The following is an 18428-nucleotide window of genomic DNA, read 5'->3' on the forward strand; positions in this document are numbered from 1 at the left end:
AGGTCATGTGCAACTCCACTTGCCGGTGAAGTGGCGCAGGCTACGACACCTGGCCCGCTTCAGTTCATGGAAATTGCACTTCGCGGTTTAATCCACCACCCGCCAGCAAGCCGCTACCGACGGACACCATGTTGTCTGCGGCATCTGCGTGATTGGTGAGGCGGTCGATTTCTTGATCGAGCGCACCGACTCGGCCTTGCGCGGCCTGAATCTCATGTTCAACGCGATCCAAGCCGACTTGGATCAGTTTGGATGCCGAAGTTTCCGCCGGATTCAGAAAAAAGCTGTACTCCACTTCGATGTCGTCATCGAGGATCTTGATTACGGGAAGATTGATGCTGGGTTCGTTTGGCAGCGGTGGCTGGGAGTTATCGAAACCCTGGCCGGCATCGGACTGGTGTGACCTTGCGTCGTTATTTGGCGTGGTGGTAGCGGCCTTGGCTTGATCATCAATGCCGGTATGGCCTGATATGGGCTCGACATTTGCGCTGTCGTAGCGATTGATGGTTTCGCTGGCGGTGGGTGCGACGGTGGGGACTGTGTCGTTTCGTGTGGTAGACAACCCGCTTGACGCAGGGTAGCGGTTCGGCGTCCGATGCGCACTTTCCGGAGAGGTTGAGCGATGTCGGACCCGATGACGGAGTTGTTCACGGCTGCCTTGGGGCTGGCCGAACCTTGGCACGTGAAGGCTGTTCGCTTCGATCAGGCGGCGCACGAGATCCACTTCGATGTGACTTGCGAGGCTTCGCGCCTGCCATGCCCGCGCTGCAAGGCGCCGGACCAGCCGATCCACGACCGACTCAAGCGCGACTGGCAGCACCTGCATTTCTTCCAGTACCGGGCATTGATCCACGCCGAGCTGCCGCGTGTGCGCTGTGGCGTGTGCGGGGAACGCGGCGACACCGAGGTGCAGCAGGTGCCGGTGCCGTGGGCGCGCGAGCGCAGCGGCTTTTCGCTGCTGTTCGAGGCCATGGTGGTGACGCTGGCGGGGATGTCGCGGATGCCGGTGCGACGCATCGCCAAGCTGCTCGGGGTCAGCGACCAGCGGTTGTGGCGATCGCTCGGCGCACTGGTGGACGCCGCCTATGCGAAAGCCGACATGCGCGGTGTGGACGCGGTCGGCATCGACGAAAAGCACGTCGGCCGCGGCCGCGTGGTCACCGTCGTCCATGATGCCAGCCCCGCCTCACGCGGGCGCGTGCTGCACGTGAGCGAGGGCTGCAAGGCCGACAACGTCGGGCTGTTCGTGGAGGCGCTGCAGGCGCATGGCGGCAATCCAGGAGCGATCCAGCGCTGCAGCATGGACATGGCCAAGGGCTTCATTGCCGGCGTGAAGCGGCATCTGCCCGGGGCCCTGCCGTGCTTCGACCCGTTCCACCTGGTCAAGCTCGCCAACGAAGCGCTCGACAGCGTGCGTCGTGCCGAGGTCGTCCAGGAGCCTGCGCTCAAGCACACGCGCTATCACTGGCTCAAGGATGCCAGCGACTGGAGCCGCGCGGAGATCAATCTGCATTGGTTGCGGCAGTCGGGATTGAGGACTGCGCGCGCCTGGCGCCTGAAGGAATGCCTGCGCGACATTCTGGCGTGGCGGCGCGTGCCGCACGTCCCGGTGCTGCTGCTCATGGACGGCTGGATCCAATGGGCACGGCGCTGTCGACTGCCTGCCTTCAAGCGATTGGCCATGACCTTCAAGACCCACATCGAAGGCATCCGCAACATGCTCACCCATGCCAACTCCAACGCCACCGCCGAGTCGATCAACGCCGACGTCCAAAGTGCCATTGCCCGCGCCCGCGGCTTCCGCACCTTCCGCAACCTGCGCACGATCGTCTACCTGCTCAAGGGCAGACTCGATCTGCCAGGCTCGCCCTTCGCGCATGCGATGGCATGATCACAGGGCAGACGTATCCACACGAAACGACACAGTCCCCGACGGTGGGATGAGTAACGGTGTCCGTCTTGGATTTTGCGACGTTCGTGAGGGGCGTTATTTTTTCGCTAATTTCGGCGGGGGGATGTCCCGCCGGCTTGCTGCTCTGCGTCATGATGATTCTCCCTGTGGTGTCGCGATCAGGAAGCCGCGCCACGGCTGGCGTTCCAATCGGCTTTGAGCTTGGCGATCAGTTGCTGACTTTTTGCGATGATGACCCACAAACCTACGAGTGCCAAGGCGTCTTTCAACATTGCATCCTCTGTCCCATGTGTGGTGTGGGCGAGGTTGGCAGACGGCTGTCGCACGGATTGAGATCTAGGTGCGTCTTCGATGTATTTCGTTGGAGGGCGCATCCACTCGTGTGTGCCGAAAGCCGGTAGAATGCACAAAAGCCGGGGCACGCCTCGGCTTTTTCCGTGTCAGGCAGCGCGTCGCCGGAGCCGCCCCGATGGCGGTTCGACCAAGGCGGTACGATTCCCGATGCACCCATCCAGCGGCCCCGATGGCCGCCAGAAAACAGGAGTTCGGCCATGGGCCAGTCGGTCGTGGTGTTGGGCGCCCAGTGGGGCGACGAGGGCAAGGGCAAGATCGTCGATCTGCTCACCGAGGACATCGGTGCGGTGGTGCGCTTCCAGGGCGGTCACAACGCCGGGCACACGCTGGTCATCAACGGCAAGAAGACGGTGCTGCACCTGATCCCGTCCGGCATCCTGCGCGACGGCGCGCTGTGCCTGATCGGCAATGGCGTGGTGATTTCTCCGGCCGCGCTGCGCAAGGAGATCGAGGAGCTGGAGGCGGCGGGCGTCGAAGTGCGCTCGCGCCTGAAGATTTCCCCGGCGGCGCCGCTGATCATGCCGTACCACATTGCGCTGGATCAGGCGCGCGAGAAGGCTGCCGGCGGCAAGGCCATCGGCACCACCGGGCGCGGCATCGGCCCGGCCTACGAGGACAAGGTGGCGCGTCGCGGCATCCGCATCGCCGACCTGCACTATCACGAACAGCTGGCCGAGAAGCTGCGCGCCGCGCTGGACTACCACAACTTCGTGCTGACGAAATACCTCGGCGTCGAGGCCGTGGACTTCCAGCAGACCCTGGACGAGGCGCTGGAATTCGGCCGCTACGTGCAGCCGATGAAGTCCGACGTGGCCGGCATCTGCCACGAGCTGCGCAAGCAGGGCAAGCGAGTGCTGTTCGAAGGCGCGCAGGGCGCGCTGCTGGACATCGACCACGGCACCTATCCCTACGTGACGTCGAGCAATACCACCATCGGCGGCGCGCTGGCCGGTGCCGGCGTGGGTGCGGACGCGATCGACTACGTGCTGGGCATCGCCAAGGCCTACGCCACGCGCGTCGGCGGCGGTCCGTTCCCGACCGAGCTGGACGATGCCATCGGTCAGGGCATCCGCGATCGCGGCGCCGAGTACGGCGCCTCGACGGGGCGCCCGCGCCGCTGCGGCTGGATGGATATCGTGGCGCTCAAGCGCGCGGTGGCAATCAACGGCATTTCCGGCCTGTGCATCACGAAGTTGGACGTGCTTGACGGCATGGACAAGCTCAAGGTCTGCATCGCCTACGAATACCGCGGCAAGCGCAGCGAATACGCGCCGCTGGACGCGCAGGGCTGGGACGAATGCACGCCGGTGTATCTGGAGTTCCCGGGCTGGAGCGAGAACACCCACGGCATCACCGAATGGGACAAGCTGCCGCCCGCGGCCCGCGCCTACCTGCGCGCGCTGGAGGAACTGGCGGGCTGCCCGATCAGCATCGTCAGCACCGGCCCCGACCGCGAACACACGATGGTGCTGCGCGATCCTTACGCCTGAGTCTGCCCCGCGCCGACACCCGGCTTGCGGCGTCGTGCGGCAGCGAGCCCCCGTGATCGAAGCCTGCCCGCGCCGTCATTCGAAGTGACGCGGATTGACTGCGCGGCCGTGCCATCCATGCGCGATGGTATTCTGGCCGCCATGTCGTATCCGATAGCGCTTCCGCCTCCGCTTTCCCTGCACCAGCTTCGGCTGGCGCGCGAAGAACTCGCCAATGCGCTGACCCACGGCTTCGGCGCTGCGGCGGCGCTGGCGGGCGGCGCGGTGCTGATCACGCTGACCGCGATCTTCGGCGACGGCTGGCAGCTGGCCGGTGCCATCGTGTTCGGGGTCACGCTGTTGCTGCTGTACACGGCGTCCACGCTGTATCACGCGATCTCGCACCCGGTGCTCAAGGGGCGGCTGAAGGTCTTCGACCACTGCGCGATCTACCTGCTGATTGCCGGCACCTACACCCCGTTCACCCTGGTGGGATTGCGCGGTCCGACCGGCTGGTGGCTGTTCGGCACCATCTGGACGCTGGCGCTGGCCGGGGTGGTGTTCAAGCTGTTCTACACTGGCCGCTTCAAGCGGGTGTCGACGCTGATCTACATCGCGATGGGCTGGCTGATCGTGGTGGCGATCAAGCCGATGCTGCACGCGCTGGCGCCCGCCTCGCTGCTGTGGCTGCTGGCCGGCGGCGTGGCCTACACCTTCGGCACGTTCTTCTACATGCGCCAGCAGATGCGCTGGTCGCACGCGATCTGGCACGGCTTCGTGATCGCCGGCAGCGTCTGCCACTACGTGGCGGTGCTGCTGCATCTGCTGTAGTCACGGTCAAGCGCATCGGGTTGGATCGTTTTATCCGCGTCATCTCCGCGCCAATCCGCGTCCAAAACGCTTTGGCCTTTATCCGCTGAACGATCCGGGGTGACTTCTGGCGGTAGGAGTTGCGCGAATCGGGCCGGATGATGGCGGTCTTCCGCCCCCGCCAGAATCAAGGACTTTCCATGCGCCGCCTGCTTGTGACCGCCATTGCGCTGGCCCTGTCCAGTCCCGTCTTCGCGCAGGCGCCTGTCGCCGCGCCTGCCGAAGGGTCTGCCGCCGAAGTCGTCACCCAGTTGCCGCGCAGCGTCCGGCCCAGCCATTACGCCGTCGAGATCACGCCGCACGCCGACCAGCACCGCTTCGACGGCAAGGTGCGGATCGACGTCGAGGTGCTGGAGCCGACCTCGCGCATCGTGCTGCAGGCGGTCGGGATGACGTTTGCCAACAGCCGCCTGACGCCCGCGCGGGGACAGCCGCTTACGGCCACGGTCAGCGTCGATGCCGCGCAGCAGACGGCCACGTTTGCCTTCGATCGGCCGCTTGCGCCCGGCAAGTACGTGCTGGCGACCGACTACACCGGCGTCATCGGCACCCAGGCCAACGGCTTTTTCGCGCTCGACTACCCGACCGAATCCGGCACCCGACGCGCGCTGTACACCCAGTTCGAGAATTCCGATGCGCGCCGGTTCATCCCGTCCTGGGACGAACCGGATTACAAGGCGACCTTCGACCTGGCGGTGATCGCGCCGGCTGGGGAAATGGTGGTCAGCAACATGCCGGCGAAGGACACTCGCAACCTGGCCGACGGCCTGCGGCGGACGACGTTTGCGACCACGCCGAAGATGTCGACGTATCTGCTGTTCCTCGGCATCGGCGACTTCGATCGGCTGTCGTTGACCGACGACGGCGTCGAAATCGGCGTGATCGCGCAGCGCGGCAAGGCCGAGCAGGCGCGCTTCGCGATGGAGGCCAGCCGCGACATCCTGCGCGAGTACAACGACTACTTCGGCATCCGCTACCCGCTGCCCAAGCTCGACAACATCGCGGCGCCCGGCCGCAGCCAGTTCTTCAGCGCGATGGAGAACTGGGGGGCGATCTTCACCTTCGAATACGCGCTGCTGCTGGATCCGGCGACGTCGAACGTGTTCGACCGGCAGACCGTGTTCAGCACCGCCGCGCACGAGATCGCCCACCAGTGGTTTGGCGATCTGGTGACGATGCGCTGGTGGGATGATTTGTGGCTCAACGAGGGCTTCGCGACCTGGATGGAGGGTCGCACCATGGCCAGGCTGCATCCGGAGTGGGATACCAGCGGAGCCGATGCCGTCTACACCAGCCGCGGCGCGATGGGCGGCGACGCCTACGCGACCACCCACCCGATCGTCCAGCACGTGGCGAGCGTGGAGCAGGCCAGCCAGGCCTTCGACGGCATCACCTACGGCAAGGGCTCGGCGGTGATCGCGATGCTGGAGGACTACATCGGCGCCGACGCCTGGCGCAACGGCGTGCGCAGCTACATGCACAGGCACGCCTACGGCAATGCCGTCACCGACGATCTGTGGCGGGAAATGGAGGCGGCCGCGCCTGGCCGACAGTTCGTGCAGGTCGCGCACGATTTCACCCTGCAGCCCGGCGTGCCGCTGATCCGCGCCAGCAGCCTGTGCGTCGATGGGCAGACCGTGGTCCACCTCGAACAGGGCGAGTACAGCATCGACCGTCCCGACAAGACGCCGCTGCACTGGCGCGTTCCGGTCAGCCTGCGCGCGGGCGCCGGCGCCGTGGTCAAGGTGCTGGTCGACGGCCAGGCGGACGCCCGACTCCCCGGCTGCGATGCGCCGGTGCTGGTCAACGCCGGCCAGCATGGCTACTTCCGCACCCTGTACGCGCCGGCCCAGTTCAAGGCGCTGGCGGCGAACTTCGCACGATTGCCGGTGGTCGACCAGCTGGGCGTGATGATGGATGCCAGCGCGCTGGGCGCGATCGGCCGGCAGCCGGAGTCCGACAGCCTCGACCTGGCGCTGCAGGTGCCGCAGGGCGCCGCGCCCGAGCTTTGGCAGATGGTGGTCGGCGCGCTGGGCGGGCTGGACGACTTGTACAAGGACGACAAGCCGCGCCAGCAGGCGGTGCGTGCCTTCGTCATCGCGCGCCTGGCGCCGAAGTTCCGGGAACTGGGGTGGGACAACCGTCCGGACGATTCCAGCGCGGTCAAGCAACTGCGCGGCAGCCTGATCTCGGTGCTGGGTGAACTGGGCGATGCCGAGGTGCTGGCCGAGGCGCGGCATCGTTTCGATGCGTTCCTGGCCGATCCGTCTTCGCTGTCGCCCGACCTGCGGCGTACGGTGCTCGGGCTGGTGGCGCGCAATGCCGATGCCGCCACCTGGGACCGCCTGCACGCGCTGGCCCGCGCGGAGACATCCTCGATGCTGCGCGCTCAGTACTACAACCTGCTGGCGATGCCCAGGGACAAGGCGCTGGCCCAGCGCGCGCTGGACATGGCGCTGACCGACGAACCCGGCGCCACCCTCAGTGCCGGAATGATCGCCGGCGTGTCGCGGCAGCATCCGGAACTGGCCTTCGGTTTCGCCGCAGCCCACCGCGAGCAGGTCGATGCGCGGGTCGATACGACCTCGCTGCCGCGCTACTACCCGGGTCTTGGTGCGGCATCGACCCAGCCCGAAATGATCGACAAGATTCGCGCCTTCGCGGAGCGCTACATCGCGCCCGGCTCGCGCCGCGATGCCGAGCGCACGATCAACGCCATCCAGACCCGGATCAAGCTGCGCCAGGAACGGCGGCCGAAGATCGACGCCTGGCTCAGGCAGCAGGACGTCTGACGCACGTCGTGTTGCGGTGATCCCGGATGCGGATATCGACCGCTTCCGGGACCACGGTCACCCGCAGTCCCGCGCCACCGCTCCGGTGCAGGATCCCTACGCCTCGTCCTTGTACGCATCCACCGGAATGCAGGCGCACATCACGTTCTTGTCGCCGTACACGTTGTCCACCCGCGCCACCGGCGGCCAGTATTTCTGGCGCTTGAGCGATTCCAGCGGGAACACCGCCAGTTCGCGCGGATAGCCGTGCGGCCAGTCCTGCGCGGTCGCCTGCGCGGCGGTGTGCGGCGCGTGCTTGAGCGGGTTGTCGGCGCGGTCGAGCGTGCCGTCGATCACGTCCTGGATCTCGCGGCGGATCTGGATCATCGCGTCGCAGAAACGGTCCAGTTCGTGCTTTGATTCGCTTTCGGTCGGCTCCACCATCAGCGTGCCGGCGACCGGGAAGCTCAGCGTCGGGGCGTGGAAGCCGAAGTCGATCAGCCGCTTGGCCACGTCCTCGGCGCCGATGCCGGAGTCCTTCTCCAGCGGGCGCAGGTCGAGGATGCACTCGTGCGCCACCAGCCGGTTGCGGCCGCTGTAGAGGGTCGGGTAGTGCGGGGCGAGGCGGTGGGCGATGTAGTTGGCGTTGAGCATCGCCACCTGGGTCGCCTTGCGCAGCCCCGGGGCGCCCATCAGGGTGATGTACATCCAGCTGATCGGCAGGATCGAGGCGCTGCCGAAGGTGGCCGCCGCCACCATCGCGCCGTTGCCGACGCCCGGCGTGCGCAGGCCGTCGCGGGTAAGGGCGTCGGGCAGGAACGGCGCCAGATGCGCCTTCACCGCGCACGGGCCGACGCCCGGGCCACCGCCGCCATGCGGGATGCAGAAGGTCTTGTGCAGGTTGAGGTGGCTGACGTCCGAGCCCCACTTGCCGGGCTTGGCCAGCCCGACCAGCGCGTTCATGTTGGCGCCGTCGGTGTACACCTGCCCGCCGTGCTGGTGCACGATGCTGCAGATCTCCACCACGTCCTCCTCGAACACGCCGTGGGTGGACGGGTAGGTCATCATGATTGCGGCCAGGTTCGCGGAGTGCTTCTCGGCCTGGGCGCGGATGTCCTCGACGTCGACGTTGCCGTTGCGGTCGCACTTGGTGACCACCACCTTCATGCCCGCCATCTGCGCACTGGCCGGATTGGTGCCGTGCGCCGACTCGGGAATCAGGCAGATGTTGCGGTGGCCTTCGCCGCGCGCGGCGTGCCAGGCGCGGATCGCCAGCAGGCCGGCGTACTCGCCCTGTGCACCCGAGTTGGGCTGCAGGCTGACCGCGTCGTAGCCGGTCACCTCCACCAGCATCGCTTCCAGCCCGGCGATCAGCTCGCCGTAGCCGCGGGTCTGCGCGGCCGGCGCCAGCGGATGCACGTTGGCGAACTCCGGCCACGTCACCGGGATCATCTCCGCGGTGGCGTTGAGCTTCATCGTGCACGAGCCGAGCGGGATCATGGTGCGATCCATCGCCAGATCCTTGTCGGCAAGCTGGCGCAGGTAGCGCAGCATCTCGTGCTCGCTGTGGTAGGTGTTGAACACCGGATGGGTGAGGAAGGCGCTGCGGCGCTCCAGTTCGGCCGGGATCAGCGACGGCGCGCTGTCTTCCAGCGCCTCGACCGACGGCAGCGGCTGGCCCTCGCCGAACACTTCCCACAGCAGCTCGAGGTCGGCGCGGGTGGTGGTTTCATCCAGCGAGATGCACAGGTAGTCGTTCCACGCCTTGCGCAGGTTGACGCCCATCGCGTGCCCGCGCGCCAGCAGCGCGTCGGTCTGGTCGCCGGTCTTCAGGCAGATCGTGTCGAAGGCGGTCGGATGATGGTCGTTCGCGTAGCCGAGCTGGTGCAGGCCGGCGCGCAGGATCGCGGTGTAGCGCGCCACCCGCCGGGCGATGCGCTTCAGGCCCTCGGGGCCGTGGTAGACCGCGTACATCGCCGCCATCACCGCCAGCAGCACCTGCGCGGTGCAGATGTTGGAGGTCGCCTTTTCGCGGCGGATGTGCTGCTCGCGGGTCTGCAGGGTCAGGCGGTAGGCGGGATTGCCCTCGGAATCCACCGACACGCCGATCAGCCGCCCCGGCATCGAGCGCTTGAACGCATCGCGGCAGGCCATGAACGCCGCGTGCGGGCCGCCGAAGCCCAGCGGCACGCCGAAGCGCTGGCTGCTGCCGATCGCGATGTCCGCCCCCATCTCGCCCGGCGGCTTGAGCAGGGTCAGCGCGAGTAGATCGGTGGCGACCACGAACAGAGCGCCGTGGGCGTGGATGGCGTCGGCATCCTTGTTCCATTCGGCCACCCAGCCGCTGGAGGCCGGATACGAAACCAGCGCGCCGAAGTAATCGCCCTTCGCCACCGCCGCGTGCCACGCGTCGGTGGAGTTGGCCTGTTCGATGACGATGCCCAGCGGCTCGGCGCGCGTGTGCAGCAGCGCGACGGTCTGCGGATGGGTGTCGCCGGAAATCAGGAAGGTGTTGGACTTCGACTTGGCGCTGCGTTTGGCCAGCGTCATGGCCTCGGCGGCCGCGCTGGCCTCGTCCAGCAGCGAGGCGTTGGCGATGTCCATGCCCGTCAGGTCGGCGACCATGGTCTGGAAATTGATCAGCGCTTCCATCCGCCCCTGCGAAATCTCCGCCTGGTAGGGCGTGTAGGCCGTGTACCAGGCCGGATTTTCGAGGATGTTGCGGAGGATGACGTTGGGCGTATGGGTGCCGTAGTAGCCCTGCCCGATGAAGCTGCGGAAGGTCTGGTTGCGCGAAGCGATGTCGCGGATGCGGGCCAGCGCATCGACCTCGCTCACCGCGTCGGGCAGTTCCAGCGTGCCGGTCGCCTTGATCGTATCGGGAACGATGGCATCGGTGAACGCATCCAGCGATGCGAAGCCGAGCGCCTGGAGCATCGCCGCGATCTCGGCGTCATTGGGGCCGATGTGGCGGGCGACGAAAGCGTCGTGCTGTTCGAGAGAGCGAAGCGAAGGCTGGTTCATGGCGGCATCCGGAAGCGCGTGACGCGTTGAAGGGATGCCCGCTCTGTCCTTCTGCCTGAGAGTTTGAACCGCATCGCCAAGGGGGGAGGGAAGGCGAAACGCAGCGGTCTTGCCCCTTCGGCGCCGCCGCGCGTGGTTCAGACACGCGGAAGTCTCTCCAGAGGTTGGTCACACGGCGGTCTTTGGCCTGAGCGATTCCGGGCAGTTGCGCCTTCGGCAGCCTCGCGTGACCAGTGACACGCGCGCTTCTCCCACTGTGCCCGGCAATTATAGCCGGGTTGGGGCGTCATGGCCCTCCCCTTCGGGGGGAGGGTGCGACACTCAACCGGCCCGGCACCAGCGAGGATTTCAAGCCCTCCCCTTCAAGGGGAGGGTTGGGTGGGGATGGTGTTGACCTTCGTCCTGCCACCGCCAACTCCCGCACAGGGTGATCGGTCGTAGGCACCGAGCTTGCTCGGCATAGGGGCCACGCTCGCTTGCCATTTATTCAGATATTTGCATAATGTCTGCATGAAGCCGCTCCGATTCGTCGATTCCAGCCGAAAGGATCTGAGCGACATGCCCGTCAGCGCACGGCATGCGCTGGGCTCGAATTGATGCGAGTGCAATACGGTGGCGAGCCACTGAATTTCAAGCCGATGGTCACGGTGGGCGCGGGCGCATATGAGCTGCGTGTGCGCGACGACAGCGGCGCGTTCCGTGTGATCTACGTCGCCAAGTTCGCCGATGCGGTGTATGTGCTGCATGCCTTCCAGAAGAAGACGCAGAAAACCGCGAAGGCGGACATCGACCTTGCCGCCAACCGCTACCGGAGGCTGGTGGCGGCGCTGAAATGAATGAACGGGAGCACTGACATGAACGACATCACCCTCACCGAGAGCAGCGGCAACGTGTTCCTCGACCTCGGCTTTCCTCCCGCCGAGGCGGAAGTGATGCGGCTTCGCGCCGAAGTGATGATCCGCATGGAACAACACCTGCGCGCACAAGGCTGGACGCAGGCCGAAGCGGCGCGCCATCTGGGCGTGACCCAGCCGCGCATCTCGCGTTTGCTCCAGGGCAAGTGGGAAGACTTCAGTCTGGACATGCTGCTGACGCTGGCAGCGCGTGCAGGGCTGCATCCAAGCCTGAAGCTGGCGGCGTGAACCCACCCGCTTATAGCCCTCCCCTTCAAGGGGAGGGTTGGGTGGGGATGGTGTTGACCTTCATCCACCCACCGCAATCAACTCCCCACATACCGCCCCGCAGCAGCCCGCAATTGCAGCCCGATTTCATCTCGCAGCGAACGCGGCTCTCGCACCTCCACGTTCTCGCCGAACCCCAGCAGCCACCACAGCAGCGTCTGGTCGTCGTCCACCGTGGCCGAAAGCTCCACCCCGCAGGCTGCTGGCGCCAGGCGATACTTTGTACGGAACAATGCGTCGCAGGCGCGTCGCGGTTGCGCAAGGACGGCTCGCCTAAAATACGCAAATGTCCGCAGCGCCCGTTCCCGCGACCCGTCGGCTGGCGCTGCTGCTTGGCGGGCTGGCGATGTTCGGTCCGTTTTCGATCGACACGATCTTTCCGGCTTTCCCGCAGATCGGCGCGCAGCTGGGCGCCGACCCTGTGGCGATGCAGCAGACCATCAGCGTCTATCTGCTGGCCTATGCGGGGATGAGCCTGTTGCACGGGCCGCTGTCGGATGCGCTGGGGCGGCGGCGGGTGATCCTGGGCGGGCTGCTGCTGTTCCGCGCGCTGCAGGGGTTGAGCGCGGGCGTGGGGCTGATCGTCGGGCGCGCGGTGATCCGCGACGTGCTGCACGGGGACGACGCGCAGCGGCTGATGAGCCAGGTGTCGATGATCTTCGGGATCGCGCCGGCGGTGGCGCCGGTGCTCGGCGGCGGGCTGCTGGGCTGGACCCGCTGGCCGGCAATCTTCTGGTTTCTGGCGCTGTTTGCATTGGCGCTGCTGCTGGCCACCTGGCGCGGCCTGCCGGAAACCCATCTGCCCGCGGCGCGCCTGCCGCTGCGACCAAGTGCGCTGGCGCGGAGCTATCTGACCATCGCACGCAGCCCGCGCTTCTGGCGGCTGTCGGCGGCGGCGCTGAACTTTGGCGCGCTGTTCCTCTACATCGCCTCGGCGCCGGTGTTCGTGCTGGAGCACCTGCGGCTGGGGACGCAGCAGTTCGGCTGGTTCTTCATTCCGATGATCGCCGGGATGATGCTGGGCGCCTGGGTATCCGGAAAGACGGCAGGAAGGGTCGATGGTGTGCGGCTGGCCAATATCGGGTTTGCGCTGTGCGGCACGGCGGTTGCCGTCAACCTTGCGTACAAGGCGCTGGTGCCGGTGCCCACGCTGCCTTGGGCGGTGCTGCCGATGAGCTTGAACGCCTTCGGCATCGCGCTGGTGTTTCCGATCATCACCTTGGCCATCCTCGATATGTTCCCCCACCAGCGTGGCGGGGCGTCTTCGCTGCAGGCGTTCGCGGGGCTGCTGGTCAACGCGCTGATCGCCGGCGTGCTCTCGCCGCTGCTCAGCGGAACCGGACTGCGGCTGGCGCTGGGCGCGGCGACGTTTGCCGCCGGGGCGTGGATGTTCTGGTGGTGGGAGATGCGCAGCCATGCGCTTGCCGTGACGGCGACATCGGCGCCGCTGGAGCAGATCGACGTCTAGTCGGGGCAACGCCGGTCGGGTCGGCGTTGCCTCAACGGGGCCTGCGCATCACGCCGGCGCTGCGGTCGGGCTGGGCTGGGCGGCATCCGGTGGCGTCCAGCCGCAGGTCTGGCCGGCGTTCTGCTGCTTGAGCCAGTCCTGCAGCGGCGCGAAGTATTCCAGCAGCGGACGGGCGTCCATCTGCTCGCTGCCGGTCATCTCCTTCAACGTGGCCTGCCACGGCTGGCTGGCGCCGCGCGAGAGCATCGCCCAGTATTTTTCGCCGGCTTCCTTGCTGCCGTAGAAGCTGCATTCGTTCAATGGCCCCTTGTAGCCAGAGGCGTCGCACAGCGCCTTGTAGAACTGGAACTGCAGGATGTTGGCGAGGAAATAGCGGGTGTAGGGCGTGTTGGCGGGGACGTGGTACTTGGCGCCCGGATCGAAGAACTCCTCGCCGCGCGCCGAGACCGGCGCGACGCCCTGGTACCTGGCCTTCAGTGCCCACCACGCTTGGTTGTAGTGATCGGGTTGGATGGAACCGTCGAACACGCCCCAGCGCCAGCGGTCGATCATCAGCCCGAACGGCAGGAACGCGACCTTGCTCAGTGCCATCCGCATCTGCGCGTTGATCAGCGCGTCGTGGCTTTGCTGGGGACGCGCAATCAGACCAACGGAAGCCAGATATTGCGGCGTCATCGACAGCACGATGGTGTCGCCGATGGCCTCGTGGAAACCGTCGTGGGCGGCGTTCTGGAACAGCGGAGGCAGCGGGTTGTAGGCGAGGTCGTAATAGATGTGCCCCATCTCGTGATAGATGGTGGTGAGATCTTCCTCGTTCGGGTTGATGCACATCTTGATGCGCACGTCGCCGCGCATGTTCATGTCCCAGGCGCTGGCGTGGCACATCACCTCGCGGTCCAGCGGCTTGATGAACTGGGTCTTGTTCCAGAAGCTCTCGGGCAGGGTGCGCATGCCCAGCGAGGTGTAGAAGTCCTGCGCGCGGCGCATCATGTCCACGGCGGTGTCGAATTGGGCGGCGCGCTGCGCCATGAAGCCGCGCTCGGCTGCGGTGGCGGCAGGCGAACCGGGGCGCATGAGCTCCCGGCCGAGGTTTGCTTCGGCGGTGCGCTGCAGGGCCGCGTTGACGTCGGGGTTGCTGGCGTTCGGGTACGGGGCAAGAACGTCCCAGAGATTGGTCCAGTCCTGCTGCCAGAGATTGCCCATCAGGTGCGCCGGCAGCATGCCGCCGGCCACCTCGCCCTTGTCCTTGCCGTACTTGGCGTCGAGCTTGCCGCGCGCGTAGCAGTGCAGCTGTTCGTACAGCGGCTTGACCTGATCCCAGAGGCGGTCGGTTTCCTGCGCGAGCTCGGCGGGCGGCATGTCGTAGCCGGAGCGCCACATTTCGCCGGCGTCGGCAAACCCCATTTCGCGTGCACCCTTGTTGACCAGTTCGACGAAGCGGCTGTAGTCGTTGCGCATCGGAGCGCCGACCGTGTGCCAGCCCTGCCAGGCGTCGAGCTGGGCGGCGTAATCGCGGTTGCCGGCGAGCACGTCGCTGAGCTGGCCGATGTCGCGGCAGGATTCGCTTGCTCCCGTGCCTGTGCAGTACTTGCCCGATCCGTACATGCCTTCCAGCTTGCTGGCGATCCGGGTGAGCTCGGCCAGTTCCTTCGCATCCATGGGTGCGGGCATGGCCGTCATCAGCTTGAGCAGCTTGATCTGACGCGCCGTCTCCGCCGACATCGACCTGCCTTCGAAGCGCCGGGCTTGCGCGATCCAGTCGTTGAGCCGGGTCAGCCAGCGCTCGTTGGCCTTGGCGGCGATCAACTCGCTGTCGTCGTTGATGTAGGTGTTGGACAACCACTGCGCCGAGTTGAGCTCGGTGCTGACCTCGCGCATCTCGTCATTGACGCGGGCGACGAACTGTTCCGGAGTTTCGCCAGCGGGGCTGGAAGAAGGGCGTCCCCCAGTTGGGCCGCCGCCCCCACAGGAAGCGAGCGCCAGCGAACCGGCAACGGCAAGGGCAAGCAGGGCGGGACGCAGGTTCATGCAGGGTTTCCTCGGCAATGCGGACGCTGGAAACCGAAGGCTAGCAGACACCGGGCGGATTGGCGGGCGGATTCCCTGAGCCAAGCCGGTCAGAGTCGGCCTTCCAGATCCTCAATAAGCACAAGGCCCGCAACGCTGCGGGCCATGTCGTTGTTGCGGTGGGCGTTGGTTCAGAACCCGCGCCGGCTGATGGCGAGGCGGAATAATGGCGTCGGGGAAAATTACCCTCCGAAAGTCCGCAGCCGTTCTTTCACTTCCTGGACGGAAATCCGCTCGGCGTGGCTGGGGCGGGCCAGCATGGCTTTGAGGCTGGCGGGAAGCGGGATGGCGTGCCCGATCAGGGGTTCGACCACGTCGGGGAATTTGGCGGGATGGGCGGTGGCGACCACGGCCCAGTCGCCGGTTTCGCCTCGCGCGCGCAGGCGGTCGAGCACTTCGGCAGCGCAGGCGGTATGCGGGCAGATGACCTGGCCCCGCGCTTCGAGGCTGCGCAGGATGGCGGCGCGGATCTGCGCGTCGGACACCGACTCGGCCCGCAGCAGTTGCCGCAGTTCGTCCGGATCGGGATGGAGGAATTGGAGGCGTTCGAAGTTGCTGGGTGCGCCCACGTCCATCGCGTTGGCCAGGGTGGCGATGCCAGGCCGTGGCGTGTAGTCGGCGCCGGCGAAGAACTCCGGCAGGACTGCATTGGCATTGCTGGCCAGCACGATGCGGCCGATCGGCAGTCCCATGCGGCGCGCCAGCGCGCAGGCAAGGGCGTTGCCGAGGTTGCCGGTCGGGATCGCGAAATTGAGTTCCGCGCCGGCATCGCGCCAGTGGCGCAGGGCGGCGTGCGCGTAATAGGCGGCCTGCGGCAGCAGGCGGCCCAGCGAAATGCTGTTGGCCGATCCCAGCGGCACCTCGCGGCGGAGGTCGGCATCCAGCAGCAGGGCCTTGGCGAGGCGCTGGCAGTCGTCGAAGTTGCCGTCCACCCGCAGCGCGAGCACGTTGCCGCCGAAGCTGCCGAGCTGGTGGGCCTGGCGTGGCGCCACGCGGCCATCGGGATAGAGGATGACGACGCGGAATCCGGGCCGGTTGTGGAATGCCGCAGCCACGGCCGCGCCGGTGTCGCCGGACGTTGCGACCAGGATGGTCAGCGGGCGATTGCCAAATGAAAGCGCGCCGTGCGAAAGCGCGGACAGGCAGCCGGCGAGGAAACCCGCCGCGTAGTCCTTGAAGGCGGCGGTCGGACCGTGGAACAGTTCGAGCAGGAAGTCCCGGTCGTTTCCGAATGCGGTCAGCGGCGGGTCGATGGACAGCGCCTGTTCGCAGATTCCGGGCAGTGCGGCTTCCAGCGCATCGGCATCGAAAAAGGGCCGCAGCAGGCGCAGCCCGACCTGTGCCAGCGTGCTGGCGCCATCGAAATCTTCCAGGGTGAAATGCGGCCAGCGCTCCGGCAGGTACAGGCCGCCGTCCGGCGCGAGCCCGGCGGAGATGGCCTCGGCGATGGCAACGGTCGGCGCACGATGGCGCGTGCTGATCGCCTTCATGCCAGCACCTTTGCGGCCGGACCGGCGATCGGGGTCAGCAACAGGTCGCTGGGCAGGTCGTGGGCGGCGAAGGCGGCGCGCATCGCGTCACCGGCGTGCTGCGCTTCCGGCAGGCTTTCGCACCAGGCGAACACGCTGGGCCCGGCGCCGGAAATGCTGGCGCCCATCGCGCCGGCGTCGAGCGCCGCCTGCTTCACGTCGGCAAAACCGGCGATCAGCGGCGCGCGGCGCGGTTCCACCAGCACATCGGACAGGCCTGCGCGCACCAGTTGCGGATCGCCGCGCTCGCAGCCGAGCAGCACCTGGGCAAGGTTGGCGCTTTGCGCCACGAATTCATGCAGGGCATAGGCGCCGGCCAGCGCTTCGCGTGCGCGGCGGGTTTCCAGCACCGCCTGCGGATGCACCACGGCGGCGTGCCACCGTGGCGGCACGCGCACCTGGGTCATGTCCGTGGCCGTGGTCAGCACCAGGCCGCCAAGCAGCATCGGGCCGACGTTGTCGCCGTGGCGGCCGCCGCTGGCAGCGGCTTCGCCGGTCAGTGCGTGCGGATACAGCGCCTGCGCGGGCAACGGCGCGTCGAGCAGGGCGTTCGCGGCGACCAGCGCGGCCACGCAGGAGGCCGCCGAGCCGCCCAGGCCGGAGCCAAGCGGTATGCCCTTGTCGAGTTCGAGTTCGAAGCCGAACGGCAGCGCCAGCGCCTGCCGCAGCGCCAGCAGGGCGGCGCCGGCGGTATTGCGCGCAGCATCCAGCGGCAGTTCCGTCACGCAGCCACGGATGGCGGCAATCCGGATCTCGGGCGCGTCGATGCGGCGCACGGTCGCGCTGTCGCCGATGCCGGCGATGCTGTGGCCGAGGATGTCGAAGCCGACCCCGGCGTTGCCGACCGAGCCCGGCGCGAAGGCCCTCGCGACAGCGGCGCTCACAGCCTTGCTCCCAGCGAGGCGGCCAGCCGCAGCAGGTCGGAAAACACGCCGGCGGCCGTCACTTCCGGTCCGGCGCCGGGGCCTTGCACGACCAGCGGGTTGTCGTGGTAGCGACGGGTGGTGAACGACACGCAGTTGTCCGTCAGGCGCAGGTGGGCAAAGGCATGGTCGGACGGGATCGCCTGCAGCGCAACGCTGGCGTGGCCGGACTGGTCCAGCCGGGCGATGTAGCGCAGCGCGCCGCCCTGCGCGCGCGCCAGTTCCAGCGCCTCCCGCATCGGCGCATTCAGCGCGTCCAGCCCGGCCATGAACGTCTCGCGGTCGGCGCCGCGCAGCGTCTCGGGCACCAGGCTCTGCACCTGCACGTCGTCCAGCGACAGCGGCATCCCGGCCTCGCGGGCGAGGATGACCAGCTTGCGGGCCACGTCGGTGCCGGACAGATCGTCGCGCGGGTCGGGTTCGGTGTAGCCCAGCGCGTGCGCCTGCCGCACCAGTTCCGAAAACGGCTGGCTGCCGTCGTACTTGTTGAACAGCCATGCCAGCGTGCCGGAGAAGATGCCGTCGATGGCGATGAGCTGATCGCCGGTGTCGAGCAGGTCGCGCAGGGTCGAGATCACCGGCAGTCCCGCGCAGACCGTGGCCTCGTAGCGGAAGCGCGCGCCGCCGGGGGCGCAGGCGGCGCGGATGGCGGGGGAGGGATCCAGCGGACCGGCGCCCGCGTGCTTGTTCGGGGTGACCACGTGGATGCCCGCGGCCAGCCATGCGGCATAGCGCTCCGCGACCGCATCGCTTGCGCTGCAGTCGATGATGAGCGCATGCGGCAAGTGCTCGGCATGCACGTGGGCGGTGAACGCGTCGAGGTCGCTGCCCGCCTGCGCGGACTCGCGCCATTGCGCGGC

The 18428-nt window shown here is 67.3% G+C and carries 14 protein-coding genes and 1 riboswitch; of the genes, 7 read left to right on the top strand and 7 right to left on the bottom strand.

The genetic code is table 11. The features are described 5' to 3' along the window. Nucleotides 1-64 precede the first annotated feature (64 nt). The gene (locus Q0X16_RS12860) at nucleotides 65-715 is read right to left on the bottom strand and encodes a hypothetical protein (RefSeq protein ID WP_297835155.1); all 651 of its coding nucleotides are present in this window, start codon (nucleotides 713-715) and stop codon (nucleotides 65-67) included. Here Q0X16_RS12860 and Q0X16_RS12865 point away from each other — a divergent pair. The 4 genes from Q0X16_RS12865 (at nucleotide 683) to Q0X16_RS12880 (ending at nucleotide 7397) form a co-directional block, all read left to right on the top strand. Then, complete coding sequence (locus Q0X16_RS12865; protein ID WP_297835157.1) at nucleotides 683-1891, top strand: ISL3 family transposase; 1209 nt, start codon at nucleotides 683-685, stop codon at nucleotides 1889-1891. The two genes, Q0X16_RS12860 and Q0X16_RS12865, sit on opposite strands and share 33 nt — an antisense overlap. Nucleotides 1892-2463: 572 nt before the next feature. Then, nucleotides 2464-3756 (top strand): adenylosuccinate synthase, encoded by a 1293-nt coding sequence (locus tag Q0X16_RS12870; protein WP_297835161.1) that lies wholly within the window; start codon nucleotides 2464-2466, stop codon nucleotides 3754-3756. A 141-nt stretch (nucleotides 3757-3897) separates the two neighbouring features. Continuing rightward, nucleotides 3898-4566, top strand: coding sequence for a hemolysin III family protein (locus Q0X16_RS12875; protein ID WP_297835164.1), 669 nt, complete (start codon nucleotides 3898-3900; stop codon nucleotides 4564-4566). A gap of 179 nt (nucleotides 4567-4745) precedes the next feature. Further along, complete coding sequence (locus Q0X16_RS12880; RefSeq protein WP_297835167.1) at nucleotides 4746-7397, top strand: M1 family metallopeptidase; 2652 nt, start codon at nucleotides 4746-4748, stop codon at nucleotides 7395-7397. A 96-nt stretch (nucleotides 7398-7493) separates the two neighbouring features. Here Q0X16_RS12880 and gcvP read toward each other — a convergent pair whose 3' ends face one another. Beyond that, entirely contained in the window at nucleotides 7494-10400 is a 2907-nt protein-coding gene (gene gcvP / locus Q0X16_RS12885; RefSeq protein ID WP_297835170.1) for an aminomethyl-transferring glycine dehydrogenase, read from the bottom strand. A 33-nt stretch (nucleotides 10401-10433) separates the two neighbouring features. Next, nucleotides 10434-10571, bottom strand: a riboswitch (glycine riboswitch). A 425-nt stretch (nucleotides 10572-10996) separates the two neighbouring features. On the opposite strand from gcvP, the gene Q0X16_RS12890 reads away from it, so the two are divergent. Both Q0X16_RS12890 and Q0X16_RS12895 read left to right on the top strand, forming a co-directional pair. Next, entirely contained in the window at nucleotides 10997-11236 is a 240-nt protein-coding gene (locus tag Q0X16_RS12890) for a type II toxin-antitoxin system RelE/ParE family toxin (RefSeq protein ID WP_297835173.1), read from the top strand. Between the two features lie 18 nt (nucleotides 11237-11254). After that, on the top strand, nucleotides 11255-11542 hold the full coding sequence (locus Q0X16_RS12895; RefSeq protein ID WP_297835176.1) for an XRE family transcriptional regulator: 288 nt from the start codon (nucleotides 11255-11257) through the stop codon (nucleotides 11540-11542). A 77-nt stretch (nucleotides 11543-11619) separates the two neighbouring features. Here the strand turns inward: Q0X16_RS12895 and Q0X16_RS12900 are convergent, their stop codons facing one another. Then, complete coding sequence (locus Q0X16_RS12900; protein ID WP_297835193.1) at nucleotides 11620-11772, bottom strand: WYL domain-containing protein; 153 nt, start codon at nucleotides 11770-11772, stop codon at nucleotides 11620-11622. Between the two features lie 95 nt (nucleotides 11773-11867). Between Q0X16_RS12900 and Q0X16_RS12905 the strand changes: the two genes are divergently transcribed. Then, a complete protein-coding gene (locus tag Q0X16_RS12905; protein WP_297835179.1) occupies nucleotides 11868-13049 on the top strand; it encodes a multidrug effflux MFS transporter in 1182 nt (393 codons plus the stop codon). A 48-nt stretch (nucleotides 13050-13097) separates the two neighbouring features. Here the strand turns inward: Q0X16_RS12905 and Q0X16_RS12910 are convergent, their stop codons facing one another. The 4 genes from Q0X16_RS12910 to Q0X16_RS12925 form a co-directional block, all read right to left on the bottom strand. Then, nucleotides 13098-15077 carry a M2 family metallopeptidase gene (locus Q0X16_RS12910; protein WP_297835183.1) on the bottom strand — a complete coding sequence of 660 codons (1980 nt, stop codon included), beginning with the start codon at nucleotides 15075-15077 and terminating at the stop codon, nucleotides 13098-13100. A gap of 221 nt (nucleotides 15078-15298) precedes the next feature. Next, on the bottom strand, nucleotides 15299-16606 hold the full coding sequence (gene thrC / locus Q0X16_RS12915) for a threonine synthase (RefSeq protein ID WP_297835186.1): 1308 nt from the start codon (nucleotides 16604-16606) through the stop codon (nucleotides 15299-15301). Beyond that, a complete protein-coding gene (locus Q0X16_RS12920; protein WP_297835188.1) occupies nucleotides 16603-17529 on the bottom strand; it encodes a homoserine kinase in 927 nt (308 codons plus the stop codon). Before Q0X16_RS12920 ends, thrC begins: the two co-directional genes overlap by 4 nt. Then, nucleotides 17526-18428 (bottom strand): hypothetical protein (locus Q0X16_RS12925; protein ID WP_297835191.1); only part of this gene is annotated, 903 nt, incomplete at its 5' end. The genes Q0X16_RS12920 and Q0X16_RS12925, both read right to left, overlap by 4 nt.

The organism is Thermomonas sp., from assembly GCF_025993755.1.
Taxonomy (GTDB): Bacteria; Pseudomonadota; Gammaproteobacteria; order Xanthomonadales; family Xanthomonadaceae; genus Thermomonas.

What these genes read in the sequence shown, in the direction of transcription:
- Q0X16_RS12870 (WP_297835161.1), top strand. Translation starts at nt 2,464, where the DNA reads ATGGGCCAGTCGGTCGTGGTGTTGGGCGCCCAGTGGGGCGACGAGGGC.
- Q0X16_RS12875 (WP_297835164.1), top strand. Translation starts at nt 3,898, where the DNA reads ATGTCGTATCCGATAGCGCTTCCGCCTCCGCTTTCCCTGCACCAGCTT.
- Q0X16_RS12880 (WP_297835167.1), top strand. Translation starts at nt 4,746, where the DNA reads ATGCGCCGCCTGCTTGTGACCGCCATTGCGCTGGCCCTGTCCAGTCCC.
- gcvP (WP_297835170.1), bottom strand. Translation starts at nt 10,400, where the DNA reads ATGAACCAGCCTTCGCTTCGCTCTCTCGAACAGCACGACGCTTTCGTC.
- Q0X16_RS12890 (WP_297835173.1), top strand. Translation starts at nt 10,997, where the DNA reads ATGCGAGTGCAATACGGTGGCGAGCCACTGAATTTCAAGCCGATGGTC.
- Q0X16_RS12895 (WP_297835176.1), top strand. Translation starts at nt 11,255, where the DNA reads ATGAACGACATCACCCTCACCGAGAGCAGCGGCAACGTGTTCCTCGAC.
- Q0X16_RS12905 (WP_297835179.1), top strand. Translation starts at nt 11,868, where the DNA reads ATGTCCGCAGCGCCCGTTCCCGCGACCCGTCGGCTGGCGCTGCTGCTT.
- Q0X16_RS12910 (WP_297835183.1), bottom strand. Translation starts at nt 15,077, where the DNA reads ATGAACCTGCGTCCCGCCCTGCTTGCCCTTGCCGTTGCCGGTTCGCTG.
- thrC (WP_297835186.1), bottom strand. Translation starts at nt 16,606, where the DNA reads ATGAAGGCGATCAGCACGCGCCATCGTGCGCCGACCGTTGCCATCGCC.